Source organism: Streptococcus sp. STR1/CE/0325 (assembly GCF_055386095.1).
Map to the genome: position 1 here is coordinate 141,580 of NZ_AP045018.1, position 26,498 is coordinate 168,077.

A 26,498-nucleotide genomic window follows, 5' to 3' on the forward strand; every position below is an offset into this window, starting at 1 on the left:
TGGCGAACTCACTTTTTTGCGGTATCTAGGTTTCTAACAAAGACCAGTTCTTGTGGATTAGAGCTTTGTTCTTGGTAGGCAAAGCCGTCAAAGGTCAGGTTTTTGAGGGCATCAAGGGTGGTTAGGTTTTGCTTGATGATTTGGTTGAGCAGGAGTCCGCGCCCTTTTTTGGAGATGGTGGAGTGTTTTTTGCGTTTGCCGTCTTTTTCTTCAAAAAAGCTGACCTTGATAAAGGTTTGGGCAATCTTTGGAGAAAAGACTGCTTCAAATTCACTGGAAAGAAGAGATAAGATGGGTTCTTCAGTGATAAATTCGTCGTAATCCTTGCGCCAGAAAGCCTTGAGCGATTGTCCATTGGGTTTGATCTTGGTGTGAAAATCCAGCCGGTGAGGGCTCATGGGAAAAAGGGCAGGAACGATACCGTAAAAACTGCTGGTGATGAAGACGTGTTCGGTTAGGAATTCCCATTCACGAGAAGTGAAATCGCGCTCAATTTGCCGGTACATGAGACCATTGAAGAGAGAAATAGCAGGGTAGGCTAGGGCTTGATCTGTTTTGAGGAGATCAAGGCGCTCTTTTTCTTTTTGAGCGGCTTGATTAGAGATTCCGTAGATGTGGCTGAGATCCTCAACAGATGCTTGAATCAAGGACTCAAGGATGATTTGGCTTTGTTCGGATAAGGCCTTTCCTTTAACGGGATGGGTTTGGGTCATTTCTTTAGCGGTTGGGATTAAGATTTTCATACTGCTATTGTATCATAAAAGCTGCTTTCTTTAGACAATAGATGTTAGAAAGAATGGGGAATTTATGGTACAATAGGGCATAAACGAAAAAAGGAGGCGACTATGTCAGCTCTGTTTCACCAACTTATGGATCAAATTGGTTTGCCACTTGAGCTTCAAACATCAAGTGCCTTTTTGTCTGCGGATATTGTAGAGGTCAAGGTGCACTCGGTGTCTAGGTGGTGGGACTTTACCCTGTCTTTTCAAGAACGTTTGGAGGCTGATACTTATCGTATGTTTCGTGAGCATCTGGTTCAGACCTTTGAGCAGCTGGGGATTCGTGTGACCTTGCAGATAGAAGGGGTTTTTGCTCCTATTCGTGAGGAAGAGATTCAGCAGTATTACCCCCTAGCTTTTGAGTTTGGACCTTGTAGTGATCCGAGCTTTAAGTCTTCTTTTGCCAACTTGTCGGTGACTTATGCGGATGGTCGTCTGTCTATTTTTGTGCCTGCTTTTTTGGATCAGGAGCATTTTAAGGCGGTGCATCTGCCCAATCTCAAAAAGCAATTTGAGGATTTTGGCTTTGGGTCTTTGATGGTTGAGCTGGTGGATGATATGAGCTTGACCAAGGAGCTGACGCAGGCTTTTGAGAGTAGTCGCAAAGAGCGGTTGGAAGAGGCCAATAAACAGGTCGCTGAACAACTGGCTTCGCTAGAAAAGAGTCAGCCAGCGCCTCCAGTCGAGGTAGCGAGTCGTCCGGCTTATGCGGAGCGTTCCTCTTCGTCTAGTCGCTCCAAGGCATTAGATAAGGGAGCGGTGACTCCTATGATTGAGGTCGAAACAGAGGAGAATCACTTGATTTTTGAAGGGGTGGTCTTTGATGTGGAGAAACGCACGACCAAGACAGGTCGTCATATCATTAGTTTTAAGATGACCGACTACACCTCTTCTTTTGCTATGCAGCGTTGGGCTAGAGATGATGAGGAATTGGAAAAATTTGCCATGATTAAAAAAGGCGCTTGGTTGCGCGTTCGTGGCAATATCGAGCATAATCAGTTCACTAAGACCCTGACCATGAATGTTCAAGATGTGAAGGAAATCGTCCACGAAGCTAGAAAAGACCTGATGCCAGAAGGGCAAAAGCGCATTGAGTTTCATGCGCATACCAACATGTCCACCATGGACGCTCTGCCAGCGGTGGAAGATCTGATTGACACAGCCGTTCGATTCGGTCACGAGGCGCTTGCCATCACCGATCACGGTAATGTTCAAAGTTTCCCTCATGCTTATCACAAGGCAAAAAAAGCGGGCATCAAGATGATTTACGGCATGGAGGCCAATCTGGTGGAAGATAGTGTGCCCATTGCCTACGACCCCATCGATCAAAGCTTGAATGAAGCGACTTATGTGGTCTTTGACGTGGAGACAACGGGGCTTTCTGCGGTGCATCATTCTCTTATCCAGATTGCGGCTTCTAAGATGTATAAGAATAATATCGTCGAGCAATTCGATGAGTTTATCCATCCAGGTCACTCGCTCAGTCAGTTTACGACGGATTTGACAGGCATTACCGACCATCACTTGAAGGATGCCAAGCCCATCAAGGAAGTCTTACAGGCTTTTCAAGCGTTTTGTGAGGGCTCTATTCTAGTAGCCCATAATGCGACCTTTGACGTGGGCTTTTTAAACGCCAATTATGAGCGGTATGGTTTACCTAAGATTACCCAACCTGTGATTGATACCTTGGAGTTATCGCGCAATCTCTATCCAGAGTTTAAGCGACATGGTCTAGGGCCTTTGACTAAGCGTTTCCAAGTTAGTCTAGAGCATCATCACATGGCTAACTACGATGCAGAAGCGACTGGTCGCTTGCTCTTTATTTTCTTGCAAGAAGCGATTGAAAAACGTGGTGTGACCAATCTCTTGGAGCTAAACAGTAAGCTCATCGATGAAACGTCCTACCAAAAGGCGCGTGTCAAGCATGCCACGCTTTATGTGACCAATCAAGTTGGGCTAAAAAATCTCTTTAAGCTGGTGTCCTTGTCGCACACCGTCTATTTTTCAGGAGTGCCACGGATTCCAAGAGGGGTCTTGGAAGAACATCGTGAGGGACTCCTGGTAGGTAGTGCCTGCTCGGAAGGGGAGGTCTTTGATGCGGTCCTCTCTCATGGTCTAGAAGCAGGTCTAGAAGCTGCCCAGTATTATGACGTGATTGAGGTCATGCCGCCAGCCCTTTATGCTCCTTTGGTGGCGCGTGAAACCATCCAAGATGAAGCGCAAGTCCAAATCATCATCAAGGACTTGATTGAGGTAGCAAGACGTTTAAACAAACCTGTTATTGCAACCGGTAATGTTCATTATCTCGAGCCAGAAGATGCTATCTATCGTGAGATTATCGTTAGAAGTCTGGGACAAGGTGCCATGATTAACCGTTCTATTGGGCGAGGTGAAGATGCAAGGCCTGCTCCACTTCCAGATGCTCATTTTAGAACCACTAATGAAATGTTAGATGAGTTTGCTTTTTTGGGCGAAGATCTCGCTTATGACTTGGTTGTGACGGCTCCTAAGCAACTGTTGGATCGTTTTGAGGATATTGAGGTGGTCAAAAAAGACCTCTACACCCCTTATATCGAGGGGGCAGAAGAAGAGGTGGCGCGTCTGACCTATGAACGAGCCTTTGAGCTTTATGGCAATCCTTTACCTGATATTATTGATAGGCGCATTGAAAAAGAGTTGACCTCTATCTTGGGGAATGGCTTTGCGGTAATCTATCTCAGTTCTCAGATGCTGGTGCAACGATCCAATGAACGAGGCTATTTGGTCGGAAGTCGAGGGTCGGTCGGTTCTAGTTTTGTCGCGACCATGATTGGGATTACTGAGGTCAATCCTATGCCACCTCACTACGTTTGTCCGTCTTGTCAGCGATCTGAGTTTATCACGGATGGTTCTTATGGTTCAGGTTTTGACCTTCCAGATAAGCTCTGTCCAGACTGTAATCGTCCTTATCGCAAAGACGGTCAGGATATTCCTTTTGAGACCTTCCTTGGTTTTGACGGGGATAAGGTTCCAGATATTGACTTGAACTTTTCTGGGGAAGATCAGGCCAGTGCCCATTTGGATGTTCGTGATATTTTTGGAGAACAATATGCCTTTCGGGCTGGTACGGTGGGTACGGTGGCTGAAAAAACAGCTTATGGTTTTGTTAAGGGGTTTGAGCGCGATTATCATCATTTCTACCGAGATGCCGAGGTCGATCGTCTCGCCCTAGGAGCAGCAGGGGTCAAGCGGACCACCGGTCAGCATCCAGGGGGAATCGTTGTAATTCCTAACTATATGGAGGTCTATGACTTTACATCAGTGCAGTATCCAGCAGATGATGTAACTGCTGAGTGGCAGACGACCCATTTTAACTTCCATGATATTGATGAAAATGTCTTGAAACTCGACGTTCTCGGTCACGATGATCCGACCATGATTCGTAAATTGCAGGACTTGTCAGGGATTGACCCACTAGATATTCCTATGGATGACAAGGGAGTGATGGCTCTCTTTTCAGGAACGCAAGTGCTAGGGGTTACCAAGGAGCAAATCGGAACGGCAACAGGCATGTTGGGAATTCCTGAGTTTGGAACGGGCTTTGTTCGTGGCATGGTGGATGAAACGCATCCGACTACTTTTGCGGAACTTTTGCAGCTATCTGGTCTATCCCACGGGACGGACGTTTGGCTTGGCAATGCGCAGGATTTGATTAAAAAAGGGATTGCCGACCTGTCAACGGTTATCGGTTGTCGGGATGACATCATGGTTTACCTCATGCATAAAGGGCTTGCGCCCAAGATGGCCTTTAACATCATGGAGCGGGTGAGAAAGGGTATGTGGCTCAAGATTTCTGAGGAAGAAAGAGAAGGCTACATCACTGCCATGAAGGACAATCAAGTGCCAGACTGGTATATCGAGTCTTGTGGAAAGATCAAGTACATGTTCCCCAAGGCCCATGCGGCAGCTTACGTGATGATGGCGCTTCGGGTGGCTTATTTCAAGGTGCATCATCCTCTCTACTATTATTGTGCTTATTTCTCCATCCGGGCCAAGGCTTTTGAACTCAAGACCATGAGTGCAGGTCTTGAGGCCGTCAAGCGCAGGATGGAGGAAATCAGCCAGAAGCGTAAGGCGAATGAAGCCAGCAAGGTGGAGATGGATCTCTTTACTACCTTGGAGATTGTCAATGAAATGCTAGAGCGTGGCTTTGTCTTTGGTCACTTGGACCTCTATAAGAGCGATGCGACCGAGTTTTTGATTGAGGGAGATACCTTGATTCCGCCACTGATTGCCATGGATGGTCTGGGCGAAAGTGTGGCCAAACAGTTTGTCAAAGCGCGTGAGGAGGGCGAATTTCTCTCCAAAACTGAATTGCGCAAACGAGGCGGCTTATCGACGACCCTCGTTGATAAAATGGGGGAAATGGGAATCCTTGGTAACCTCCCTGAAGACAATCAACTTAGCTTGTTTGATGATTTTATGTAAGATTTGAAGGAAGGCATTTTCTGCCGAGGAATGTTTATCTTTTTTTCGAAGTTCCTAACTTACACTCAGTGATTGAGAGAATAGCAATAGAAAGGAGTACAATGAAAAAAGAAATTCGCTTTATTGATCTATTTGCAGGAATTGGAGGGATTCGCAAAGGATTTGAAGATGATAGAACGATTTGTGTATTTTCATCAGAATGGGACAAATATGCCCAAAAAACCTATCAGGCAAATTTCGGAGAGAAACCATTTGGTGATATTACGACAATAAAATCATCGGAAATTCCAGAACATGATCTCTTATTGGGAGGTTTTCCTTGTCAGCCTTTCTCTCATATCGGAAAGAGAGAAGGGTTTCATCATGAAACACAAGGAAATCTATTCTTTGAAATTCTACGTATTTTGCAATATCATCAGCCGTCTATGTTTCTTTTAGAAAATGTTCCTGGAATATTGACAATTGAAAATGGCAAAACGTTTGAAGTGATTTTAGAATCTTTGGAAACAGCAGGGTATCAAGTCTTTTATGACGTGTTGGATGCTAAACATTTTGGTTTGGCACAGACGAGAAAAAGAGTATTATTGGTTGGGTTTCATAAAGATTTAGAGATAGGACAATTTGTTTTTCCAAAGGGAGAAACATCTAGAGTAGCTGTCGGTTCTATTTTGGAAGAAAATCCAGAAGGGTATAGCATTTCAAAGCATTTACAAGAAACCTATCTATTTAAAAAAGATGATGGGAAGCCTCAAGTCATTGATAAGGAGTCACAAAATCAAGCTAAAACGTTAGTCTCTACTTATCATAAAATTCAACGTTTAACTGGAACTTTTGTTAGAGATGGAAAGACCGGGCTTCGCTTATTGTCTGAATTAGAATGTAAACGTCTGATGGGATTTCCAGAAGATTTTCAAGTTACTGTTTCAAGAACACAGATGTATCGACAATTTGGGAATTCTGTTGCAGTACCGGACGAAATGAAAAAAACTTATGATGTCAAACATCGTCCTTATCAATTGCTTTTGAATTTAGGAGCTTAGGATGAGTGGAGAAACGAAGAATGTTTTAAACCATTCGATTTGTTTGTTAGTCACCTTATCTCAAAAAGAAGTAAAAACAAGACGCAGACAGGATGATGATTACAATGGATTAGATGGGTTTGTCATTGCAACAAATGCAGAGTTAGATGATTTATTTGAAGAACTAAAAAAGAAGACATTTGAAAAATCAAAGACCTTTTCTATTGTTAAGAATACTCACCAGGTTATTGAATGATATTGGAATAATCGTATAAAATTAAGAATCAAAGATAAGCTTTCACAAAATTTTTAAATACCATGTTGAGATTTCAAATGCGGTGTTGCTTAGCATCGTGGCGGTGGTGACAGGTTGTTGTGATTTTTAGTTCTGTCTTTGGTGAATGCGATCTCGCTGTTTGGTTTTTATCAGAGTTTTTGTTCTCTTTCTCACAAAAAAGATTGAAAAAAACGCTAGAAAACGGTATGATAAAAGAGACAGATTTTTATGGAGGAAACGACTATGACACATATTAACTTTAATGATTCTAAAGTCTTGGGTCATTTTGTGGGTGAGCATGAGTTAGACTATATGCAAACACAAGTGAGCGCTGCTGATGCTATCTTACGTGATGGCTCAGGCCCTGGTGGTGAGATGACCGGCTGGTTGAACTTACCAGAAGACTATGATAAGGAAGAGTTTGCCCGTATCAAAGCAGCTGCTAAGAAAATTCAAGAAACCAGTGAGGTTTTGGTTGTCATCGGTATCGGTGGTTCTTATCTTGGAGCGCGTGCTGCCATTGACTTTTTGAGCCATTCATTTGTAAATTTACAAAGTAAAGAAGAAAGAAAAGCACCACAAATCCTTTATGCTGGAAACTCTATTTCTTCCAACTACTTGGCAGACTTGGTGGAGTATGTGGCAGATAAGGACTTCTCTGTTAACGTGATTTCCAAGTCTGGAACCACCACAGAGCCTGCGATTGCCTTTCGTGTCTTCAAGGAACTCTTGGTTAAAAAATATGGCAAAGAAGAAGCTAATAAGCGTATCTATGCCACGACTGACCGCAAGAAGGGTGCTGTTAAGGTCGAAGCAGATGCTAATGGTTGGGAAACTTTTGTTGTGCCCGATAATGTCGGTGGGCGTTTCACCGTCTTGACAGCTGTTGGTTTGCTACCGATTGCGGCTTCTGGTGCAGATATTGATGCTCTTATGGCAGGTGCGGCAGCAGCACGTCTAGCTTATCAGTCTGACAAGCTCTCTGAAAATGCAGCTTATCGCTACGCTGCCCTTCGTAACATCCTCTACCGCAAAGGCTATATCACTGAAATTTTTGCCAACTATGAACCATCTCTTCAGTATTTTGCAGAATGGTGGAAACAATTAGCTGGTGAGTCTGAAGGTAAGGATCAAAAAGGTATCTACCCAACGTCAGCCAACTTCTCAACCGACCTTCATTCGCTTGGTCAATACATCCAAGAAGGTTACCGCAACTTATTTGAGACCGTGATTCGTGTGGACAAACCGCGCAAGAATATTCTTATCCCATCAGAAAGTGAAGATCTTGATGGTCTTGGCTATCTAGAAGGCAAAGACGTTGACTTTGTGAATAAGAAAGCCACAGACGGAGTGCTTCTTGCCCACACAGACGGTGGAGTACCAAATCTTTTCCTCACGCTACCAAATCAAGATGCTTATACCCTTGGTTATACGATTTATTTCTTTGAAATTGCTATTGCCCTTTCTGGCTACCTCAATGGTGTCAATCCATTTGACCAACCAGGCGTTGAAGCCTATAAGAAAAATATGTTTGCCCTCCTTGGTAAACCAGGCTTTGAAGACTTGAGCCAAGAATTGAACGCTCGTCTGTAAGAAGAGAACAAAACTCGAATGTTAACCTCAAACATTCGAGTTTTCTTTATCTTTAAGTAGATGGATGAGAAGTCAGAGAACCCCTCCATCTTTATTGCCTTCATCCCTTGTTTTTAGTAAAATGAATTTTATATCAATTGAAAAGAGGAAAGGTCAACGATTTATATTGGAGCAAGAGCTTGAGCATTGCGAGAAGCAAAAGGGCTCAGCTGTGAAGAATTTTGCGAAGACGAATCTACTCTTTTTTCGCACAGCTAGCTCGCAGATGGGACAAGACTTTTTAGCAGTTGAGTAAAGAGTGAGAAAAAGCTCTCCAAAAATTTGAATAGTAAGGATATATGTTACCATGCTAGTGAAAGATAAAAATTTTTTGAGATGTTTATCTACAGTGTGAACTCAAAATATCTCTTTTAATCAATCAAAAGCGCATTATTATGGTGCAAGTAGTTTCTAATGATTCTTTTATCCTATCTTTGTGGGCTATAAAAATAAATAATATTCGTCTTTATTGCGCTTTATCTGTTTTTATAGTAGAATGAATATGATACTGATTAAAAATTTTGAATAATAGGAGAAAGAGCATGATCCATATTGGAGCAAGAGTTCGAGCATTGCGAGAAGCAAAAGGGCTCAGCCGCGAGGAATTTTGTGAAGACGAATCTACCCTTTCTTCACGCCAGCTAGCCCGTATCGAAAATGATCAATCCAATCCAAGTCTAGTGAAAGTGAGTTATATTGCCAGTCGGCTAGGCATTAAAGTTTCTGAGTTAATTGATGAAGAAGAGTTAGAGTTGCCAAAACGCTACAAAGAGTTGAAGTATCTGATTTTAAGGACGCCAACCTATATGAGTGAGGAGCGTTTAAAAATACAAGAAGAGTGGTTTGATGAAATTGCTAGTGAATTTTATCATAATTTATCAGAAGAAGAACAATTAGCTGTCGATTGTATGCAAGCTTCTGTTGATGTTAGTGTCAGCCAAGACATTAACTTTGGAGTTGGTCTGCTTCATGAATATCTAGAACAAATTAAGAAAAAGAAAACTTATTCTGTCAACGATTTAATTTTGATCGATCTTTATTTAACGTGTGCCGAAATTTCTGCATTTAGTGCAAAGGTGTTTGATCTTAATTTCTTTGCTCGACTTAGAAAAAATTTATTGAAAGAGTCTCAAACCATTGAATTGAGTGAACTTTTCATTTTAAATAAAACTCTCATTATGGTCTGCAGTACAAATTTAATGATAAAACAGTTTGAACAAATGGAGGAAATACTAGAAACGATTCACGAAAACATGAAAAATACTCATGATTTTCAAAAAGCTCCCATCGTCAACTTACTAGAATGGAAATACTATTTATTTCATAAAAAAGATAAAGATAAAGCACAATCTTCATATCAAAAAGCAATTACATTTTCTGAAATAGTCGGAGATAAACTCTTAATTCAACGCTTATCAAACGAATGGGAAAAAGATTATAAGGAAATGGGATAGGACAATTATGTCCTGTTCCTTTTTTTCTTTTCAAGATATACTAGATTCATCAATCAAATAACAAAAGGAGATTTTAAGATGAAACATTTAATTAAATTTTACGGACTACGCTTACTCACTACATTGAGTTTAATAACTACATGTTTTTTAGGAGTTTGGTGGCATCGCTAAGCTAATAAATCCTCGTATATTTATTATTTGTAAAGCGTCGTCATACTCCATATTAAGTTTCATATGGACATCACTTATTCAAAAAGACAAACATCATTTTGTGTTTGTCTTTTTATTGTTGAACTCATATATCTCTTTCTTCAAACTTCTGACAATCCTCTTCCCACTCTTGACTCAAGCGCTCAACTAAAAAATCTTCTCCAATCATATTAGCAAAGAAAAGAGCTTGTTCATAGGCTCCGAGGGCACGATGTTTATCTTTTAAGTGGATTAGGCTATATTTCCACTCCAACAAATAAGCAACAGGCGCTTTTTGGAAATCTTGAATCTTTGTCATATTTTCTCTAATGGCTATCAAGGTTTTATCCATTTGTTCAAATCTTTGAGTTAATAAACAGGTGCTACAAACTATAATAAGCGTATTATTAAGAATGAAGAGTTCATCTAGCTCGATTTTTTCAGAATTTTTTATTAAATTTTGTTTCAAGCGTTTAAAGAAAGATGGATCAAAATATTCTTGATCAAGATTTGAAATTTGTACACAAGTGAGATATAAATCAATCAATAGCAAATCATTGACCGAATAGGTCTTTTTCTTTTTAATTTGTTCTAGATATTCATGAAGTAGCCCAACTCCAAAGTTAATGTCTTGGCTGACACTAACATCAACAGAAGCTTGCATACAATCGACAGCTAATTGTTCTTCTTCTGATAAATTATGATAAAATTCACTAGCAATTTCATCAAACCACTCTTCTTGTATTTTTAAACGCTCCTCACTCATATAGGTTGGCGTTCTTAAAATCAGATACTTCAACTCTTTGTAGCGTTTTGGCAACTCTAACTCTTCTTCATCAATTAACTCAGAAACTTTAATGCCTAGCCGACTGGCAATGTAACCGACTTTCACTAGACTAGGATTAGATTGATTGTTTTCGATGCGGGCCAGCTGGCGCGAAGAGAGGGTGGATTCGTCTTCGCAAAATTCCTCACGACTGAGCCCTTTTGCTTCTCGTAATGTTCGAACTCTTTTACCAATGCGAATCATTTTCTTCCTCTCTTATTCTTTTATTAATTTTTTAAATTGATGTAAGATTTATTCTACTAAAAAGGAGAGAAAAATGCAAGAAAGACGAACTTTTTTGTTTTTTATCAAAAAAATTAGTCTAAAAAATGATGTTAGAAACTACTTACATTGTACGAATACTATGATGGGTGATTTTGTTTGTGATTTGAGATGAGGAATGGCTGGTATTCTCCAAACAAACCGAAAGATTATGACAAAATATTACCCAAACTTGTTGAGGTGTGTAGATTTTGTTATAATATGAGCATGAATAGAATATTAGGAAAAGACGCCTTACCTGAGGAAGAATTGGTTGAGCGTCAATTAAGACCTCAGTTCTTTAGAGAGTATATCGGTCAGGACAAGGTTAAAAATCAACTGGAAATCTTTATTGAAGCTGCAAAACACCGAGATGAGGCTTTGGATCATGTGCTACTTTTTGGGCCTCCAGGGCTTGGAAAGACGACCATGGCTTTTGTGATTGCAAACGAGTTGGGGAGTAGCCTGAAACAAACGTCAGGTCCTGCTATCGAAAAGGCTGGTGATCTTGTTGCCATTTTGAACGATCTTAGTCCAGGGGATGTTTTGTTTATCGATGAGATTCATCGGCTTCCCATGGCTGTCGAAGAGGTTCTTTATAGTGCAATGGAAGATTTTTATGTGGATATTATGATTGGTGCTGGAGAAACCAGTCGAAGCATCCACCTAGAACTTCCCCCTTTTACCTTGATTGGTGCAACGACGCGCGCTGGGATGCTCAGTAATCCTTTGAGAGCACGGTTTGGTATCAATGGGCACATGGAGTATTATGAATTGGCTGATTTGACGGAAATTGTTGAGCGCACGGCAGATATTTTTGAGGTCGAAATCGCTTACGAAGCGGCTATTGAGTTAGCAAGGCGTAGTCGTGGAACGCCCAGAATTGCCAATCGTCTCTTGAAGCGTGTGAGAGATTATGCACAAATCAAGGGAGATGGCAGCATCAATGCTCACATTGTTTCAGAAGCACTGGCACTTTTAGATGTGGATGAAGAAGGGCTTGATTATGTGGATCAAAAGATTCTACGCACCATGATTGAGTTGTATCAGGGTGGACCTGTTGGTCTTTCGACCCTTGCGATTAATATTGCAGAAGAAAGAGAGACCGTCGAGGATATGTACGAACCTTACTTGATTCAAAAAGGATTTTTGATGCGGACCAAAACAGGTCGTGTGGCCACCCCTAAGGCTTATGCCCATCTAGGATACGCCATTCAAGAAAAGGAGTAAGATATGAAGCGAGTTGTCATGGTTTGTTTGGGCAATATTTGCAGAAGCCCGATGGCTGAGTTTGTGATGAAGGATTTAGCCAAAGATCGCGATGATTTGGTCATTGAAAGTAGAGCGACGTCTAGTTGGGAGCACGGCAACCCTATTCACAGAGGAACGCAGGCGATTTTAAACCAGTATCACATTCCCTATTCTGCAAGCAAAACATCTCAACAGATTAAAGAACAAGATTTGGCGGATTATGACGTGATTTTCGCCATGGATGAATCCAATCTAAAGGATTTATTGGCGCTTTCTAAGGGACGGTATGATGATAAGATTCACCTCTTTATAGAAGGTGGTATCCCAGACCCTTGGTACACGGGTGATTTTGAAGAAACCTATCGCTTGGTAAAACAGGCTTGTGAGAGCTGGCTAAAGAAACTTTGATTCTGAGAAACGTAGCGCTTTTTTGATAGCAATCAACTGGTCGTAAGGAGAAAAAGATGAAACAAAGAAGAATAAGTCGAGGGCTTGTCGAGCTAGTGGTTTGCCTCTTGATTTTAGTCTTGGGAGCGAGTGTTTTCCTCATTCCTAAAAAAAGTCAAGGGGTCCTGACCTATCAAAATGGGAAAATTACTTATAATGGGGATATTGTCAATCACCGCATGAATGGCCAAGGGAAGCTAAAGTATGCCAACGGAGATACTTATGAGGGGTCTTTTTTAAATGGTGCCTTCAATGGTGAGGGAAAATTCATCTCTTCAAAAGGATGGCGCTATGAAGGTTCTTTTAAAAATGGTCAGGCGGACGGCAAAGGAACGCTAACTGCCAAGGATAAAAAGGTCTATAAGGGCACGTTTAAGCAGGGGATTTATCAAAAATGAGAATAAAATGGTTTTCTTTGGTGCGGATTACAGGGCTGTTTTTGGTCTTGATTTATCACTTTTTTAAAAATAGCCTGCCAGGTGGTTTTATAGGGGTTGATGTCTTTTTCACCTTTTCTGGTTTTTTGATTACATCTCTCTTGATTGATGAGTATGGCAGGGACAAAAAGATTAAACTCTTTAGTTTCTATCGGAGGCGTTTTTATCGGATTGTTCCCCCTTTGGTTTTGATGATTCTTTTAGTCATGCCATTCACCTTTTTAATAAGAAGAGATTTTGTCGCTGACATTGGTCATCAGATTGCAGCCAGTTTAGGATTTACCACCAATATCTATGAAATTTTGACTGGAAGTAGCTACGAAAGTCAGTTTATTCCACACTTATTTGTTCATACATGGAGTTTGGCCATTGAGGTTCATTTTTACTTGATTTGGGGCTTTTTGGTTTGGCTGTTGAGTAAGCAAAAAAGCAGTGTTAAACACTTTAGAAGTTCGATTTTTCTAGTTTCAAGTGGCTTGTTTTTAGCTAGTTTTCTGCACATGTTTATCCGCACCTTTTTTGTGGACAATGTGTCTTTGATTTACTTCTCAACGCTGAGTCATAGCTTCCCATTTTTCTTGGGAGCGATTTGTGCGACCTTTTCTGGTGTGAAAGAAACGACTTCTGCCTTTAAGAGTGTGGTATCGCGCTGGGGAGTGGCAAGGAGTGTGTTGCAGCTGTTGATTAGCTTGGGGCTCTTGGTCACGCTTGGGATAGCGCTTGACTTTAACCACAAGATGACCTATTTCTTTGGTTTTTTGCTAGCCAGTCTGTTTAGCTGTTTGATGATTTATGCGGCGCGCGTTTTGCATGAAAAAACACCGCGTTTGAGAGAGCCTGGTCTAATTACCTATTTGGCAGATATTAGTTATGGCATGTATTTGTTCCATTGGCCGTTTTATATTATCTTTTCTCAGATCATGCCCAATCTTGCGGCGGTTATAGTTACAGTGGTCTTGTCGATGATTTGTTCGACCTTATCTTTCTATGTGATTGAACCGTATATTGCAGGCAAGCAAGTGACGCTCTTTGGGCGCACACTTTCTCTAACGCCTTATCGCAAGAGATTGCTTAGTGCTGGGGCACTGTTATCCCTAGTGACGATCGGGATCATCGTATTTGCGCCTTCCGTTGGAAAATTTGAGCGCGACTTACAGGCCAGCTCTTTGCTGCAGGCTAGAACCAACCTCAACAAAACCCATACGCAGTTAGCAGGTGATGCCAATGCTTTAAGCAGTGTAGAGGTGATTGGGGACTCAGTTGCCCTTCGGTCGAGCGATGCTTTTGCTCAGCTCCTCCCTGATGTTCAGTTGGACGCGGCTGTCAGTCGTAACTTTACCGAAGCCTACAAGATTTTTAAAAATCAAATCAAGAGTAAAAGCCTACCTGAGACGCTTGTCTTAGCGATTGGGGTCAACTCAGTTGATAATTATGAAGCAGCCCTTCAACCTTTCATTGACGACCTGCCTAAAGGGCATCGTTTGGTCCTTGTGACCCCTTATAATTCCAAGGATAGTCGGATTGAAGGGATGAGGGACTACGAGGTTAGCCTCGCTAAGAAATACAGCTATGTCGCTGTTGCCGACTGGTATCAAGAAGCCTTGGATCACCCAAGTATTTGGGGAGGAACAGATGGGGTTCACTACTCCGATGCCAATAGTACAGGTGCCAATCTCTATGTTTCGACTATTGAAAAGGCGATTAGACAGGTCGCCAAACAACCAGCCAAGAAATAATAAGATAAAATCTGGTGTCAAACCAGATTTTTTTTGCAGAAAGTGGTTCATTTCACTAAAATTGTCTGATTATTATGCTATAATAGAAAAAGTTTTAGAAATTGAAGGAGAGAATGATCGTGCAATATTACCAATCGACTAGAAACAGCAACCATCGTGTGAAGGCGAGTCAAGCCATCTTGGAAGGTCTGGCCAGTGACGGCGGACTTTACACCCACACTAGCCTTCCTCAGATTCATCTAGACTTTCATCAGTTGAAAGAAGCTTCTTATCAAGAAGTGGCCCAGTTGATTTTATCTGCTTTTTTTGATGATTTTACGGAAGAGGAGATTAGCGACTGCGTTCAAAAAGCCTATGATGATAAGTTTGATACGCCAGTAATTGCACCGGTGGTCAAGGTGGGCAAGACCTATCATTTAGAGCTTTTTCACGGCTCAACCATTGCTTTTAAAGACATGGCCTTATCCATTTTGCCTCATCTTTTAACCACAGCAGCTAAAAAGCAGGGGGTTAGTGATAAGATTGTTATTTTAACGGCGACTTCTGGGGATACGGGAAAAGCTGCTATGGCGGGCTTTTCAGATGTTCCTGGAACAGAGATCATCGTTTTTTATCCTAAGGGCGGGGTTAGTCGCATCCAAGAACTCCAAATGGTGACACAAAAAGGTCAAAACACCCATGTGATTGGGATAGAAGGTAACTTTGACGATGCCCAAACCAAGGTCAAAGAAATGTTTAACAATCAAGAGCTGCGCCACTACCTCAAGGAAAATGGGATGCGTTTATCTTCAGCAAATTCCATGAATATTGGACGCTTAGTGCCACAGATTGTCTATTATGTCTATGCTTATGCCCAACTCCTTGCTCAAAAAGCCATTAAAAATGGTCAAGTCATCAATGTCAGCGTTCCAACAGGGAATTTTGGGAATATCTTGGCTGCCTATTATGCCAAAGAAATCGGTGTCCCTATCGGCAAGTTGGTCTGTGCTTCTAATGAAAATAAGGTGTTGACAGACTTCTTTCAAACAGGGATTTATGATAAAAATAGACCCTTTCATTTAACATCTAGCCCGTCTATGGATATCTTGGTTTCTTCTAATTTAGAGCGGTTGATTTTTCACCTCTTAGGCAATCAAGCTGAGAGAACTAGAGAATTGATGGAAGAATTGAGCGCAAACGGCAGCTATACAGTGAGCAAGCAAGAAGTCAATCTTTCCATTTTAATGGATTTCCTAGCAGGGTTTGCAACTGAGGAGGAAACAGCTAGCGATATTCATCGTGTTTATCAAGAAAACCGCTATGTGGAAGACCCCCACACAGCAGTAGCTTCAGCTGTTTATCAGGATTATGTCAAACGCACTAGCGATAAAACACCTGCTGTGATTGTTTCAACCGCTAGCCCTTATAAGTTTCCTAGAGTGGTGGTTGAGAGCGTGACAAAAGAAGCAGTCAGCGACGACTTTAAGGCAGTTCTTCAACTGCATGATTTGTCTCAAACCCCTATTCCAGAAGCAGTGAAAGAACTAGAAACGGCAGCTGTTCGCCACCATCTTGTGGTATCTGTTGTAGAGATGCAAAGGGCAGTCGAGGACTGCTTAGGGCTTTCTAGGTAGTCATGGGAGAAAAAAAGGAGCTGAGACAAATTGCTTTTCCTGCTCTGCTGGAACAGTTGCTGCAAGCCTTGATGACGGTGGTGGATAACTATTTGGTCGCTGTTCTTGGGCTTGCGGCTGTTTCAGGTGTTTCCATTGCAGGAACCATTATCAGCGTGTATCAGGCGATCTTTATTGCGTTAGGTGGCGCCTTGTCAAGCCTAGTTGCAGCTCATCTTGGAAAGGAGCAAAAAGACCGTCTCAGGCGGGTGCTCAGTCAGGGGTTGCTTTGGACAGGTCTGGTTGGCCTTGTTTTGGGTGCTTTGTCTCTTGGTTTTGGTCGATTTTTAGTGCATCAGCTGGGTGCCAAAGGAAGCGTCGCGCAGGCAGCTGACATTTATCTAGCCTTTGTTGGTGGTAGTATTATTCTTCTTGGGTTAACCACTAGTCTTGGAGCGATTCTGCGTGCCAAGGGACAGTCACGCTTTCCCATGTGGATAAGTCTTTTGACTAACGTTTTAAATGGCGTTTTAGCTAGTTTAGCGATTTTTGTTTGGAATACTGGCTTGGTTGGCGTGGCGATAGCGACTGTTGTCTCACGTTTGGTTGGGGTCGTGATTTTATGGAAAAAACTAGGATTTTCAATCCAACAATTGACTTATTCTTCTCTTTTTGAGCATGATTTTTTACGCTTAGCTCTCCCTACTGCCGGTGAGCGCCTTATGATGCGCTTGGGCGATGTTGTGGTCATTGCCTTGGTCTTATTTTTAGGCACAAGTGCTGTTGCAGGAAATGCGATTGGAGAAACCCTTATCCAATTCAATTATCTTCCGGGGATGAGTGTCGCCACAGCGAGTCTGATTTTGTTCGCTAGAGCTAAAGGAAGTGGCAGGACGACTGATTTTTCACTCCTCATGCGCAAATCCTATGCCATGGCAACGTGCTGGATGCTGTTTGCCAGCGGTCTAGTCTTTATGAGTGGTCATCTTTTGATTGGTCTTTTTACCCAGCAAGGAGAGGTCGTCCAGTCCGCGTGGGTTGTCCTCTTTTACTCCCTAATAGGAGCTCCCATTACTGCGGGTGTTTTGATCTACACTAGTTTTTTTCAAGCCATTAACCGAGCCCATTTCCCTTTCTATGCCACTATGATAGGGATGTGGGGAATTCGCATTGGAGTAGGCTATGCTTTGGGGGTGGTCTATCATTTTGGCTTATCGGGGATCTGGATGGCTACCCTTTTGGATAATGGTTTTAGATGGCTGTTTCTTTCAATTAAAGCAAGAGCTTATATTAAGTGAAGAACCTAGATTTAGGTTCTTTTTTGTTAGGAATCTTATTTGTTCAACTTTTTTGAACAAAATCAAATAAATTCCTTGCATTCTCTTGTTTAGTATGGTATTCTAATATGGTGCTGTAAAAAGAACAGCTTTAGCTATGATACAAGAGGTTGCGACACGCTCGGTTGCATTGCCACGCAATCAGGTGCTCGGTTTTCTTGAGGAGCTAGCCTATTATCGTAAATAGACGAGAGGAGAAAAGATGGCAAATAAAAAAATCCGTATCCGTTTGAAAGCATACGAACACCGTACACTTGACACAGCGGCATCAAAAATTGTAGAAACTGCAACTCGCACAGGCGCAACAGTAGCTGGACCAGTTCCACTTCCAACTGAACGTAGCCTTTACACGATTATCCGTGCAACGCACAAGTACAAAGATTCTCGTGAACAATTTGAGATGCGTACACACAAACGCTTGATCGACATCATCAACCCAACTCAAAAAACAGTTGATGCTTTGATGAAGTTGGACCTTCCAAGTGGTGTTAACGTCGAAATCAAACTGTAATAAGGATGTAGGAGAGCGATTTAGTGATAAGCTAGATTGACCTCTCAAATGAGAGCATGAAAAACGCTCGTTAAAAACTTTTTAGTAAAAAATAAAGTAAAGGAATTATTTTCTCATGACAAAAGGAATCTTAGGGAAAAAAGTGGGAATGACTCAAATCTTCACTGAATCAGGTGAATTTATCCCTGTCACTGTCATTGAAGCAACTCCAAACGTGGTTCTTCAAGTGAAAACCGTTGAAACAGACGGCTACAACGCCACTCAAGTTGGTTTTGATGACAAACGTGAAGTCTTGAGTAACAAACCTGCCAAAGGCCATGTTGCAAAAGCAAACACAGCTCCTAAGCGCTTCATTCGTGAATTTAAAAACATCGAAGGCTTAGAAGTTGGTTCAGAAATCACTGTTGAAACATTCGAAGCTGGAGATATCGTTGATGTAACCGGGACATCAAAAGGTAAAGGTTTCCAAGGTGTGATCAAACGCCACGGACAATCTCGTGGACCTATGGCTCACGGTTCTCGTTACCATCGTCGTCCAGGTTCTATGGGACCTGTTGCGCCTAACCGTGTGTTCAAAAACAAACATTTGGCAGGACGCATGGGAGGTAACCGCGTAACGATTCAAAATCTTGAAATCGTTCAAGTTATCCCAGAGAAAAATGTTATCCTTATCAAAGGTAACGTACCAGGTGCTAAGAAATCTCTTATCACCATCAAATCAGCAGTTAAAGCTGCTAAATAATTAAGGAAAGGGGAAATCAGTTAACATGGCAAACGTAAAACTATTTGACCAAACTGGTAAAGAAGTCAGCACAGTTGAGTTGAACGATGCAGTCTTCGGGATTGAACCAAACGAATCTGTGGTCTTTGAAGTGGTTATTAGCCAACGTGCTAGCCTTCGCCAAGGTACAAGCGCAGTAAAAAACCGTGCAGCAGTATCAGGTGGTGGCCGCAAACCATGGCGCCAAAAAGGAACTGGACGTGCACGTCAAGGTTCTATTCGCTCACCACAATGGCGTGGTGGTGGTGTTGTCTTTGGACCAACTCCGCGTTCATACGCCTACAAATTGCCACAAAAAATGCGTCGTTTAGCACTTAAATCAGTTTACTCAGCAAAAGTTGCTGAAGATAAATTTGTAGCAGTTGACGCTCTTTCATTTGCAGCACCAAAAACAGCTGAATTTGCAAAAGTCCTTTCAGCTCTTGGTATCGACAAAAAAGTCCTTGTCATCGTTGAGGCAGGCAATGAATTTGCAGCACTTTCAGCTCGCAACCTTCCAAATGTCACTGTTGCTACTGCAACAACTGCAAGTGTACTTGATATTGTAAACGCAGATAAACTTCTTGTGACAAAAGAAGCAATCTCTACTATTGAGGAGGTTCTTGCATAATGAATTTGTATGATGTCATTAAAAAGCCTGTAATCACAGAAAAGTCTATGCTTGCACTTGAAGCAGGCAAATACACTTTTGAAGTAGATACTCGCGCACACAAATTGTTGATCAAACAAGCTGTTGAAGCAGCCTTTGATGGTGTTAAGGTAGCGAGTGTTCGCACTGTTAACGTAAAACCAAAACAAAAACGTGTTGGACGTTATGTTGGTTTTACAAGCAAAACGAAAAAAGCAATCATCACGCTTACAGCTGATTCTAAAGCAATTGAATTGTTTGCTGCACCAGAAGCTGAATAATCTAAGGAGGAAATAAGGTGGGTATTAAAGTTTATAAACCAACGACAAATGGCCGTCGTAACATGACTTCTTTGGATTTCGCTGAAATCACAACAAGTACACCTGAAAAATCTTTGCTCGCTCCACTAAAGAGCAAAGCAGGTCGTAACAACAACGGTCGTATCACTGTTCGTCACCAAGGTGGCGGACACAAACGTCACTATCGTTTGATTGACTTCAAGCGTAACAAAGATGGTGTAGAAGCAATCGTTAAAACAATCGAGTACGATCCAAACCGTACAGCTAACATCGCTCTTGTTCACTACACAGATGGTGTGAAAGCATACATCATTGCACCAAAAGGTCTTGAAGTTGGTATGCGTATCGTTTCAGGTCCAGATGCCGACATCAAGGTTGGTAACGCACTTCCACTTGCTAACATCCCAGTTGGTACTGTGGTGCACAACATCGAGTTGAAACCAGGTAAAGGTGGAGAGTTGGTTCGTGCTGCTGGTGCATCTGCCCAAGTTCTTGGTCAAGAAGGAAAATACACGCTCGTTCGTCTTCAATCAGGTGAAGTGCGTATGATCCTTGGTGCTTGCCGTGCGACTGTTGGTACAGTTGGTAACGAGCAACAAAGCCTTGTAAACCTTGGTAAAGCTGGACGTAACCGTTGGAAGGGTGTTCGCCCAACTGTCCGCGGTTCTGTTATGAACCCTAACGATCACCCACACGGTGGTGGTGAAGGTAAAGCACCAGTTGGTCGTAAAGCGCCATCTACTCCGTGGGGTAAACCAGCGCTTGGACTTAAAACACGTAACAAGAAAGCAAAATCAAACAAACTTATCGTTCGTCGTCGTAACGAGAAGTAATCTGTTTTTGCTAGCATTATCCGCCAGCTCGGTAGAAAGATAGAAATGCGACATCATTTCTTCTTTCAAGCCGCTGTGGTACATATTTTAAAGGAGAAAGACATAAAATGGGACGCAGTCTTAAAAAAGGACCTTTCGTCGATGAGCATTTGATGAAAAAAGTTGAAGCTCAAGCTAACGATGAAAAGAAAAAAGTCATTAAAACTTGGTCACGTCGTTCAACGATTTTCCCAAGCTTTATCGGCTACACAATTGCAGTTTATGACGGACGTAAACACGTACCAGTTTACATCCAAGAAGACATGGTAGGTCACAAACTTGGTGAATTTGCACCAACTCGTACTTACAAAGGTCACGCAGCAGACGACAAGAAAACACGTCGTAGATAATAAGAGGAGGAGACTATGGCAGAAATTACTTCAGCTAAAGCAACAGCTCGTACAGTCCGTGTTTCACCTCGTAAAACACGTCTTGTTCTTGATCTCGTTCGCGGGAAAAACGTTGCTGATGCAATCGCAATCTTGAAATTCACGCCAAACAAAGCAGCTCGCATTGTTGAAAAGACTTTGATGTCAGCTATCGCCAATGCAGAAAATAACTTTGGTTTGGAAAAAGCTAACTTGGTAGTATCTGAAACATTTGCAAACGAAGGACCAACCCTTAAACGTTTCCGTCCACGTGCAAAAGGTTCAGCTTCACCAATCAACAAACGCACAACTCACATCACTGTGGTTGTGACAGAAAAATAAGGAGGTAACATCGTGGGTCAAAAAGTACATCCAATTGGTATGCGTGTCGGAATCATCCGTGACTGGGATGCGAAATGGTATGCTGAAAAAGAATACGCGGATTACCTTCATGAAGATTTAGCAATCCGTAAGTTGATCAACAAAGAATTGGCAGACGCTTCTGTTTCAACCATCGAAATCGAACGTGCTGTTAACCGTGTTATCGTTTCTATCCATACTGCTAAACCAGGTATGGTTATCGGTAAAGGCGGAGCGAACGTTGATACACTTCGTGCACAACTCAACAAATTAACTGGCAAACAAGTTCACATCAACATCATTGAAATCAAACAACCTGATCTTGATGCACATCTTGTTGGTGAAGGCATCGCTCGTCAATTAGAGCAACGTGTTGCTTTCCGCCGTGCTCAAAAACAAGCCATCCAACGCGCTATGCGTGCAGGTGCTAAAGGAATCAAAACCCAAGTATCTGGTCGTTTGAATGGTGCTGATATCGCTCGTAGCGAAGGATACTCAGAAGGAACTGTTCCACTTCATACGCTTCGTGCGGATATCGACTATGCTTGGGAAGAAGCAGACACTACCTACGGTAAACTTGGTGTTAAAGTATGGATCTACCGTGGTGAAGTCCTCCCAGCTCGTAAAAACACTAAAGGAGGCGAATAACAAATGTTAGTACCTAAACGTGTTAAACACCGTCGTGAGTTTCGTGGAAAAATGCGTGGTGAAGCTAAAGGTGGTAAACAAGTAGATTTTGGTGAATACGGTCTTCAAGCGACAACAAGTCACTGGATTACTAACCGCCAAATCGAAGCTGCCCGTATCGCTATGACCCGTTACATGAAACGTGGTGGTAAAGTTTGGATTAAAATCTTCCCACATAAATCATACACCGCTAAAGCTATCGGGGTACGGATGGGATCTGGTAAAGGGGCACCTGAAGGTTGGGTAGCACCAGTTAAACGTGGTAAAGTGATGTTTGAGGTTGCAGGCGTTTCTGAAGAAATCGCACGCGAAGCTCTTCGTCTTGCTAGCCACAAGTTGCCAGTAAAATGCAAATTCGTGAAACGTGAAGCAGAATAAGGAGAAGACATGAAACTTCAAGAAATTAAAGATTTTGTTAAAGAGCTTCGTGGCTTGTCTCAAGAAGAGCTTGCTAAAAAAGAAAACGAACTCAAAAAAGAATTGTTTGATCTTCGTTTCCAAGCTGCAGCAGGTCAACTTGATCAAACTGCTCGTTTGAACGAAGTGAAAAAACAAATTGCTCGTGTGAAGACCGTGCAATCTGAAATGAAATAATAGATTGGGAAAGGAGTATTTCAATGGAACGCAATAATCGTAAAGTTCTTGTTGGACGTGTTGTGTCTGACAAAATGGACAAAACCATCACAGTTGTAGTTGAAACAAAACGTAACCACCCAGTCTATGGTAAACGTATTAACTACTCTAAAAAATACAAAGCACATGACGAAAACAACGTTGCTAAAACTGGCGACATCGTTCGTATCATGGAAACTCGTCCGCTTTCAGCTACTAAACGTTTTCGTTTGGTAGAAGTTGTGGAAGAAGCTGTTATTATCTAATCAAACTAAAAGGAGACAACTTTAATGATTCAACAAGAAACTCGCTTAAAAGTTGCTGATAATAGCGGTGCCCGTGAAATCTTGACCATCAAAGTTCTTGGTGGTTCAGGACGTAAATTCGCTAACATCGGCGACGTTATCGTTGCATCTGTTAAACAAGCAACACCTGGTGGAGCTGTTAAAAAAGGTGATGTTGTCAAAGCTGTTGTAGTTCGTACCAAATCAGGTGCTCGCCGTCCAGACGGTTCTTACATCAAATTTGATGACAACGCAGCTGTTATCATCCGTGAGGACAAAACACCTCGTGGAACACGTATCTTTGGCCCAGTAGCTCGCGAACTTCGTGAGGGTGGTTACATGAAGATCGTGTCACTTGCACCAGAAGTATTGTAAGAAACAAACGTATAGTCCCCTGCCCTAAGGCAGGGTGCCTCTTAGAGGCGTAAGAAATCAAAGGAGAAAACATGTTTGTCAAAAAAGGCGATAAAGTTCGCGTAATTGCTGGTAAGGACAAAGGCGTTGAAGCTGTTGTTCTTAAAGCACTTCCAAAAGTAAATAAAGTCGTTGTTGAAGGTGTTGCAATGATCAAGAAACACCAAAAACCTAACAATGAATACCCTCAAGGTGCTATCGTAGAAAAAGAAGCACCAATCCATGTGTCTAACGTTCAAGTTCTTGATAAGAACGGTGTTGCAGGACGTGTTGGTTACAAATTTGTTGATGGCAAAAAAGTACGCTACAACAAAAAATCAGGCGAATTGCTTGATTAATCACGAAGGAAAGGAGAAGTAACATGGCAAATCGCTTAAAAGAAAAATATCTTAACGAAGTTATTCCTGCTTTGACAGAAAAGTTCAACTATTCTTCTGTTATGGCTGTCCCAAAAGTGGATAAGATCGTTCTTAACATGGGTGTTGGTGATGCCGTATCCAACGCTAAAAATCTTGAAAAAGCAGCAGCAGAATTAGCTCTTATTTCAGGTCAAAAACCATTGATCACTAAAGCTAAGAAATCTATCGCCGGCTTCCGTCTTCGTGAAGGGGTAGCGATCGGTGCAAAAGTAACCCTTCGTGGTGAACGTATGTACGAATTCTTGGATAAATTGGTATCTGTTTCTCTTCCACGTGTGCGTGACTTCCATGGTGTTCCAAACAAATCATTTGATGGACGCGGAAACTACACACTTGGTATCAAAGAACAATTGATTTTCCCAGAAATTAGCTTTGATGATGTGGATAAGGTTCGTGGTCTTGACATTGTTATCGTCACAACAGCGAATACTGACGAAGAATCACGTGAATTGCTTAAAGGCCTTGGAATGCCTTTTGCAAAATAATTAGGAGGTAAGTAATTTGGCTAAAAAATCAATGATTGCTAAGAACAAACGCCCAGCGAAGTTCTCTACGCAAGCTTACACTCGTTGTGAACGTTGTGGTCGTCCACACTCAGTTTACCGCAAGTTTAAACTTTGCCGTATTTGCTTCCGTGATTTGGCTTACAAGGGACAAATCCCAGGCGTTACTAAAGCTTCTTGGTAAGCTAAGATGTGAGAAGTGATTTGCCGTAGGCAAAAACTTCCAAGGAAAATTAGGGAAACTTTCGATGGATGCGTGCATCATAGAAAGTTGAGTCTATTTTCAAAGGAAGTTAGCTTCGAACTCAATGTTTTAAGATATGAGTTGCGTTTCGCTAGAGTGAACCGTGGTTTAGTATCTTATATTAACTAGCAAGTGAAGTTTTCAAACTACTAGTAAGAGGAGAAAAATAAAATGGTTATGACTGACCCTATTGCAGACTTTTTGACACGCATTCGTAACGCTAACCAAGCGAAACACGATGTGCTTGAAGTACCTGCATCAAACATCAAAAAAGGGATTGCTGAAATCCTTAAACGTGAAGGTTTTGTGAAAAACGTTGAAGTGATTGAAGATGACAAGCAAGGTATTATCCGTGTTTTCTTGAAATACGGTGCTAATGGTGAGCGTGTTATCACAAACTTGAAACGTGTTTCTAAACCAGGTCTTCGTGTTTATTCAAAACGTGAAGATATTCCTAAAGTTCTTAACGGACTTGGAATTGCTATCATCTCTACATCAGAAGGTCTTTTGACAGACAAAGAAGCACGTCAAAAGAACGTTGGTGGAGAAGTGATTGCTTACGTTTGGTAATTGAAGATGTGAGAAGCGATTTGCCGTAGGCAAAAACTTCCAAAGAAGATTGGGGAGACTTTCGACGGATGCTTACATCATAGAAAGTGGAGTCTCTTTTCAAAGGAAGTTAGCTTCGAACTTCAGTTATTTAAGATATTAGGCAATTCGCTTATGCGAAAAATAGCTTAGTATCTTATCATCCCCGTGAAAACTCGTCACATTTGTGGCTTGACAATCTAACAGGAGAAATATAAAAAATGTCACGTATTGGTAATAAAATCATCACATTGCCTGCTGGTGTTGAACTCACTAACAATGACAATGTGGTTACAGTAAAAGGACCTAAGGGTGAATTGACTCGTAGCTTTGACAAGAACATCGAAATTCGCGTTGAAGGTAACGAAGTAACCCTTCACCGTCCAAATGATTCAAAAGAAATGAAAACCATCCACGGTACAACTCGTGCTAACCTTAACAACATGGTAGTCGGTGTATCTGAAGGATTTAAGAAAGAACTTGAAATGCGCGGGGTCGGTTACCGTGCGCAACTTCAAGGAACAAAATTGGTTCTTTCTGTTGGTAAATCTCACCAAGATGAGGTTGAAGCACCAGCAGGCATTACTTTTGAAGTGCCAACCCCAACAACAATCAACGTTTTGGGAACAAACAAAGAAGTTGTTGGTCAAACAGCAGCTTACATCCGTAGCCTTCGTTCACCTGAACCATATAAAGGTAAAGGAATTCGTTACGTTGGTGAATTTGTTCGCCGTAAAGAAGGTAAGACTGGTAAATAATGTTTGGTTTGGTGATTTGAAAGGCTTTTTCCTAAGTCCTTCAAGAGCCATCCTGCTCTAGTTTTTAAACTAGCAAAAGTATATTAAGAGGTGAAAATTGTGATTTCGAAACCAGATAAAAATAAAATCCGTCTAAAACGCCACAAACGCGTTCGCGGTAAACTCTCTGGAACTGCTGATCGCCCACGTTTGAACGTTTTTCGTTCTAATACAGGCATCTACGCTCAAGTAATTGATGACGTAGCGGGTGTAACGCTCGCAAGTGCATCAACTCTTGATAAGGCTGTTCCAAAAGGAACAAAAACAGAACAAGCTCGTGTTGTTGGTCAATTAGTGGCTGAACGTGCAGTTGCTAAAGGTATTTCTGAAGTGGTGTTTGACCGCGGTGGATATCTCTATCACGGACGTGTGAAAGCTCTCGCTGACGCAGCTCGTGAAAATGGATTGAAATTCTAATAGGGAGGAC

Annotated in this window: 31 protein-coding genes; 29 read left to right on the forward strand and 2 right to left on the reverse strand. The window is 41.8% G+C overall.

What is annotated here, in order from left to right; all coding sequences use genetic code 11:
* Positions 1-8: 8 nt before the first annotated feature.
* Entirely contained in the window at positions 9-743 is a 735-nt protein-coding gene (gene yaaA / locus ACZ49W_RS00765) for a peroxide stress protein YaaA (RefSeq protein WP_464813448.1), read from the reverse strand.
* 102 nt (positions 744-845) lie between these two features.
* Between yaaA and ACZ49W_RS00770 the strand changes: the two genes are divergently transcribed.
* The 5 genes from ACZ49W_RS00770 (at position 846) to ACZ49W_RS00790 (ending at position 9,628) form a co-directional block, all read left to right on the forward strand.
* Entirely contained in the window at positions 846-5,246 is a 4,401-nt protein-coding gene (locus ACZ49W_RS00770; protein WP_464813449.1) for a PolC-type DNA polymerase III, read from the forward strand.
* A 101-nt stretch (positions 5,247-5,347) separates the two neighbouring features.
* Positions 5,348-6,286: a DNA cytosine methyltransferase gene (locus tag ACZ49W_RS00775; RefSeq protein WP_464813450.1), complete on the forward strand. Its 939-nt coding sequence runs from the start codon at positions 5,348-5,350 to the stop codon at positions 6,284-6,286.
* A 1-nt stretch (position 6,287) separates the two neighbouring features.
* Positions 6,288-6,521 (forward strand): hypothetical protein, encoded by a 234-nt coding sequence (locus ACZ49W_RS00780; protein ID WP_464813451.1) that lies wholly within the window; start codon positions 6,288-6,290, stop codon positions 6,519-6,521.
* A 264-nt stretch (positions 6,522-6,785) separates the two neighbouring features.
* Positions 6,786-8,135, forward strand: coding sequence for a glucose-6-phosphate isomerase (locus ACZ49W_RS00785; RefSeq protein ID WP_464813452.1), 1,350 nt, complete (start codon positions 6,786-6,788; stop codon positions 8,133-8,135).
* A gap of 581 nt (positions 8,136-8,716) precedes the next feature.
* Entirely contained in the window at positions 8,717-9,628 is a 912-nt protein-coding gene (locus tag ACZ49W_RS00790) for a helix-turn-helix domain-containing protein (protein ID WP_464813453.1), read from the forward strand.
* A gap of 295 nt (positions 9,629-9,923) precedes the next feature.
* Here ACZ49W_RS00790 and ACZ49W_RS00795 read toward each other — a convergent pair whose 3' ends face one another.
* Positions 9,924-10,847, reverse strand: coding sequence for a helix-turn-helix domain-containing protein (locus ACZ49W_RS00795; RefSeq protein ID WP_464813454.1), 924 nt, complete (start codon positions 10,845-10,847; stop codon positions 9,924-9,926).
* Between the two features lie 285 nt (positions 10,848-11,132).
* Between ACZ49W_RS00795 and ruvB the strand changes: the two genes are divergently transcribed.
* The 24 genes from ruvB to rplR all read left to right on the forward strand — a co-directional run bounded on the left by ruvB (position 11,133) and on the right by rplR (position 26,488).
* Positions 11,133-12,134 (forward strand): Holliday junction branch migration DNA helicase RuvB, encoded by a 1,002-nt coding sequence (gene ruvB / locus ACZ49W_RS00800; RefSeq protein ID WP_464813455.1) that lies wholly within the window; start codon positions 11,133-11,135, stop codon positions 12,132-12,134.
* A gap of 3 nt (positions 12,135-12,137) precedes the next feature.
* On the forward strand, positions 12,138-12,563 hold the full coding sequence (locus ACZ49W_RS00805) for a low molecular weight protein-tyrosine-phosphatase (RefSeq protein WP_464813456.1): 426 nt from the start codon (positions 12,138-12,140) through the stop codon (positions 12,561-12,563).
* Positions 12,564-12,619: 56 nt separating this feature from the next.
* Positions 12,620-13,000: an MORN repeat-containing protein gene (locus ACZ49W_RS00810; protein ID WP_464813457.1), complete on the forward strand. Its 381-nt coding sequence runs from the start codon at positions 12,620-12,622 to the stop codon at positions 12,998-13,000.
* Complete coding sequence (locus ACZ49W_RS00815; RefSeq protein ID WP_464813458.1) at positions 12,997-14,775, forward strand: acyltransferase family protein; 1,779 nt, start codon at positions 12,997-12,999, stop codon at positions 14,773-14,775. Before ACZ49W_RS00810 ends, ACZ49W_RS00815 begins: the two co-directional genes overlap by 4 nt.
* A 116-nt stretch (positions 14,776-14,891) precedes the next feature.
* The gene (gene thrC / locus ACZ49W_RS00820) at positions 14,892-16,388 is read left to right on the forward strand and encodes a threonine synthase (protein ID WP_464814936.1); all 1,497 of its coding nucleotides are present in this window, start codon (positions 14,892-14,894) and stop codon (positions 16,386-16,388) included.
* 2 nt (positions 16,389-16,390) lie between these two features.
* Positions 16,391-17,665 (forward strand): MATE family efflux transporter, encoded by a 1,275-nt coding sequence (locus tag ACZ49W_RS00825; RefSeq protein WP_464813459.1) that lies wholly within the window; start codon positions 16,391-16,393, stop codon positions 17,663-17,665.
* Positions 17,666-17,906: 241 nt separating this feature from the next.
* The gene (rpsJ, locus tag ACZ49W_RS00830) at positions 17,907-18,215 is read left to right on the forward strand and encodes a 30S ribosomal protein S10 (RefSeq protein ID WP_380425348.1); all 309 of its coding nucleotides are present in this window, start codon (positions 17,907-17,909) and stop codon (positions 18,213-18,215) included.
* Positions 18,216-18,330: 115 nt separating this feature from the next.
* Positions 18,331-18,957 carry a 50S ribosomal protein L3 gene (gene rplC, locus ACZ49W_RS00835; protein WP_464813460.1) on the forward strand — a complete coding sequence of 209 codons (627 nt, stop codon included), beginning with the start codon at positions 18,331-18,333 and terminating at the stop codon, positions 18,955-18,957.
* A 25-nt stretch (positions 18,958-18,982) separates the two neighbouring features.
* A complete protein-coding gene (gene rplD / locus ACZ49W_RS00840) occupies positions 18,983-19,606 on the forward strand; it encodes a 50S ribosomal protein L4 (RefSeq protein WP_464813461.1) in 624 nt (207 codons plus the stop codon).
* Positions 19,606-19,905, forward strand: coding sequence for a 50S ribosomal protein L23 (locus ACZ49W_RS00845; RefSeq protein WP_464813462.1), 300 nt, complete (start codon positions 19,606-19,608; stop codon positions 19,903-19,905). Before rplD ends, ACZ49W_RS00845 begins: the two co-directional genes overlap by 1 nt.
* 17 nt (positions 19,906-19,922) lie before the next feature.
* On the forward strand, positions 19,923-20,756 hold the full coding sequence (gene rplB, locus ACZ49W_RS00850) for a 50S ribosomal protein L2 (RefSeq protein WP_464813463.1): 834 nt from the start codon (positions 19,923-19,925) through the stop codon (positions 20,754-20,756).
* Between the two features lie 107 nt (positions 20,757-20,863).
* The gene (gene rpsS, locus ACZ49W_RS00855; RefSeq protein ID WP_018166201.1) at positions 20,864-21,145 is read left to right on the forward strand and encodes a 30S ribosomal protein S19; all 282 of its coding nucleotides are present in this window, start codon (positions 20,864-20,866) and stop codon (positions 21,143-21,145) included.
* Between the two features lie 15 nt (positions 21,146-21,160).
* On the forward strand, positions 21,161-21,505 hold the full coding sequence (gene rplV / locus ACZ49W_RS00860) for a 50S ribosomal protein L22 (protein WP_464813464.1): 345 nt from the start codon (positions 21,161-21,163) through the stop codon (positions 21,503-21,505).
* A 12-nt stretch (positions 21,506-21,517) separates the two neighbouring features.
* Positions 21,518-22,171 (forward strand): 30S ribosomal protein S3, encoded by a 654-nt coding sequence (rpsC, locus tag ACZ49W_RS00865; RefSeq protein WP_464813465.1) that lies wholly within the window; start codon positions 21,518-21,520, stop codon positions 22,169-22,171.
* Between the two features lie 3 nt (positions 22,172-22,174).
* Positions 22,175-22,588, forward strand: a complete 414-nt coding sequence (gene rplP / locus ACZ49W_RS00870) for a 50S ribosomal protein L16 (protein ID WP_068989818.1) — start codon at positions 22,175-22,177, stop codon at positions 22,586-22,588.
* A 9-nt stretch (positions 22,589-22,597) separates the two neighbouring features.
* Entirely contained in the window at positions 22,598-22,804 is a 207-nt protein-coding gene (gene rpmC / locus ACZ49W_RS00875) for a 50S ribosomal protein L29 (RefSeq protein WP_057491578.1), read from the forward strand.
* A 23-nt stretch (positions 22,805-22,827) separates the two neighbouring features.
* Complete coding sequence (rpsQ, locus tag ACZ49W_RS00880; protein ID WP_464813466.1) at positions 22,828-23,088, forward strand: 30S ribosomal protein S17; 261 nt, start codon at positions 22,828-22,830, stop codon at positions 23,086-23,088.
* 24 nt (positions 23,089-23,112) lie between these two features.
* On the forward strand, positions 23,113-23,481 hold the full coding sequence (gene rplN / locus ACZ49W_RS00885) for a 50S ribosomal protein L14 (protein WP_464813467.1): 369 nt from the start codon (positions 23,113-23,115) through the stop codon (positions 23,479-23,481).
* 71 nt (positions 23,482-23,552) lie between these two features.
* Positions 23,553-23,858: a 50S ribosomal protein L24 gene (rplX, locus tag ACZ49W_RS00890; protein ID WP_464813468.1), complete on the forward strand. Its 306-nt coding sequence runs from the start codon at positions 23,553-23,555 to the stop codon at positions 23,856-23,858.
* A 23-nt stretch (positions 23,859-23,881) separates the two neighbouring features.
* A complete protein-coding gene (gene rplE, locus ACZ49W_RS00895; RefSeq protein WP_464813469.1) occupies positions 23,882-24,424 on the forward strand; it encodes a 50S ribosomal protein L5 in 543 nt (180 codons plus the stop codon).
* Between the two features lie 16 nt (positions 24,425-24,440).
* Positions 24,441-24,626: a type Z 30S ribosomal protein S14 gene (locus tag ACZ49W_RS00900; protein ID WP_066916713.1), complete on the forward strand. Its 186-nt coding sequence runs from the start codon at positions 24,441-24,443 to the stop codon at positions 24,624-24,626.
* A gap of 231 nt (positions 24,627-24,857) precedes the next feature.
* A complete protein-coding gene (gene rpsH / locus ACZ49W_RS00905; protein WP_464813470.1) occupies positions 24,858-25,256 on the forward strand; it encodes a 30S ribosomal protein S8 in 399 nt (132 codons plus the stop codon).
* Positions 25,257-25,495: 239 nt separating this feature from the next.
* A complete protein-coding gene (rplF, locus tag ACZ49W_RS00910; RefSeq protein WP_464813471.1) occupies positions 25,496-26,032 on the forward strand; it encodes a 50S ribosomal protein L6 in 537 nt (178 codons plus the stop codon).
* Between the two features lie 99 nt (positions 26,033-26,131).
* Positions 26,132-26,488, forward strand: a complete 357-nt coding sequence (gene rplR / locus ACZ49W_RS00915) for a 50S ribosomal protein L18 (RefSeq protein ID WP_464813472.1) — start codon at positions 26,132-26,134, stop codon at positions 26,486-26,488.
* The last annotated feature ends 10 nt before the right edge of the window (positions 26,489-26,498 follow it).

What these genes read in the sequence shown, in the direction of transcription:
- yaaA (WP_464813448.1), bottom strand. Translation starts at nt 743, where the DNA reads ATGAAAATCTTAATCCCAACCGCTAAAGAAATGACCCAAACCCATCCC.
- ACZ49W_RS00805 (WP_464813456.1), top strand. Translation starts at nt 12,138, where the DNA reads ATGAAGCGAGTTGTCATGGTTTGTTTGGGCAATATTTGCAGAAGCCCG.
- rpsS (WP_018166201.1), top strand. Translation starts at nt 20,864, where the DNA reads ATGGGACGCAGTCTTAAAAAAGGACCTTTCGTCGATGAGCATTTGATG.
- rplD (WP_464813461.1), top strand. Translation starts at nt 18,983, where the DNA reads ATGGCAAACGTAAAACTATTTGACCAAACTGGTAAAGAAGTCAGCACA.
- ACZ49W_RS00825 (WP_464813459.1), top strand. Translation starts at nt 16,391, where the DNA reads ATGGGAGAAAAAAAGGAGCTGAGACAAATTGCTTTTCCTGCTCTGCTG.
- rplF (WP_464813471.1), top strand. Translation starts at nt 25,496, where the DNA reads ATGTCACGTATTGGTAATAAAATCATCACATTGCCTGCTGGTGTTGAA.
- ACZ49W_RS00780 (WP_464813451.1), top strand. Translation starts at nt 6,288, where the DNA reads ATGAGTGGAGAAACGAAGAATGTTTTAAACCATTCGATTTGTTTGTTA.
- ACZ49W_RS00790 (WP_464813453.1), top strand. Translation starts at nt 8,717, where the DNA reads ATGATCCATATTGGAGCAAGAGTTCGAGCATTGCGAGAAGCAAAAGGG.
- rplC (WP_464813460.1), top strand. Translation starts at nt 18,331, where the DNA reads ATGACAAAAGGAATCTTAGGGAAAAAAGTGGGAATGACTCAAATCTTC.
- rpmC (WP_057491578.1), top strand. Translation starts at nt 22,598, where the DNA reads ATGAAACTTCAAGAAATTAAAGATTTTGTTAAAGAGCTTCGTGGCTTG.
- rplV (WP_464813464.1), top strand. Translation starts at nt 21,161, where the DNA reads ATGGCAGAAATTACTTCAGCTAAAGCAACAGCTCGTACAGTCCGTGTT.
- ACZ49W_RS00815 (WP_464813458.1), top strand. Translation starts at nt 12,997, where the DNA reads ATGAGAATAAAATGGTTTTCTTTGGTGCGGATTACAGGGCTGTTTTTG.
- rplE (WP_464813469.1), top strand. Translation starts at nt 23,882, where the DNA reads ATGGCAAATCGCTTAAAAGAAAAATATCTTAACGAAGTTATTCCTGCT.
- rpsH (WP_464813470.1), top strand. Translation starts at nt 24,858, where the DNA reads ATGGTTATGACTGACCCTATTGCAGACTTTTTGACACGCATTCGTAAC.
- ACZ49W_RS00785 (WP_464813452.1), top strand. Translation starts at nt 6,786, where the DNA reads ATGACACATATTAACTTTAATGATTCTAAAGTCTTGGGTCATTTTGTG.
- rplX (WP_464813468.1), top strand. Translation starts at nt 23,553, where the DNA reads ATGTTTGTCAAAAAAGGCGATAAAGTTCGCGTAATTGCTGGTAAGGAC.
- rplP (WP_068989818.1), top strand. Translation starts at nt 22,175, where the DNA reads ATGTTAGTACCTAAACGTGTTAAACACCGTCGTGAGTTTCGTGGAAAA.
- rpsQ (WP_464813466.1), top strand. Translation starts at nt 22,828, where the DNA reads ATGGAACGCAATAATCGTAAAGTTCTTGTTGGACGTGTTGTGTCTGAC.
- ruvB (WP_464813455.1), top strand. Translation starts at nt 11,133, where the DNA reads ATGAATAGAATATTAGGAAAAGACGCCTTACCTGAGGAAGAATTGGTT.
- ACZ49W_RS00770 (WP_464813449.1), top strand. Translation starts at nt 846, where the DNA reads ATGTCAGCTCTGTTTCACCAACTTATGGATCAAATTGGTTTGCCACTT.
- ACZ49W_RS00775 (WP_464813450.1), top strand. Translation starts at nt 5,348, where the DNA reads ATGAAAAAAGAAATTCGCTTTATTGATCTATTTGCAGGAATTGGAGGG.
- rplN (WP_464813467.1), top strand. Translation starts at nt 23,113, where the DNA reads ATGATTCAACAAGAAACTCGCTTAAAAGTTGCTGATAATAGCGGTGCC.
- ACZ49W_RS00845 (WP_464813462.1), top strand. Translation starts at nt 19,606, where the DNA reads ATGAATTTGTATGATGTCATTAAAAAGCCTGTAATCACAGAAAAGTCT.
- ACZ49W_RS00795 (WP_464813454.1), bottom strand. Translation starts at nt 10,847, where the DNA reads ATGATTCGCATTGGTAAAAGAGTTCGAACATTACGAGAAGCAAAAGGG.
- ACZ49W_RS00810 (WP_464813457.1), top strand. Translation starts at nt 12,620, where the DNA reads ATGAAACAAAGAAGAATAAGTCGAGGGCTTGTCGAGCTAGTGGTTTGC.
- rpsJ (WP_380425348.1), top strand. Translation starts at nt 17,907, where the DNA reads ATGGCAAATAAAAAAATCCGTATCCGTTTGAAAGCATACGAACACCGT.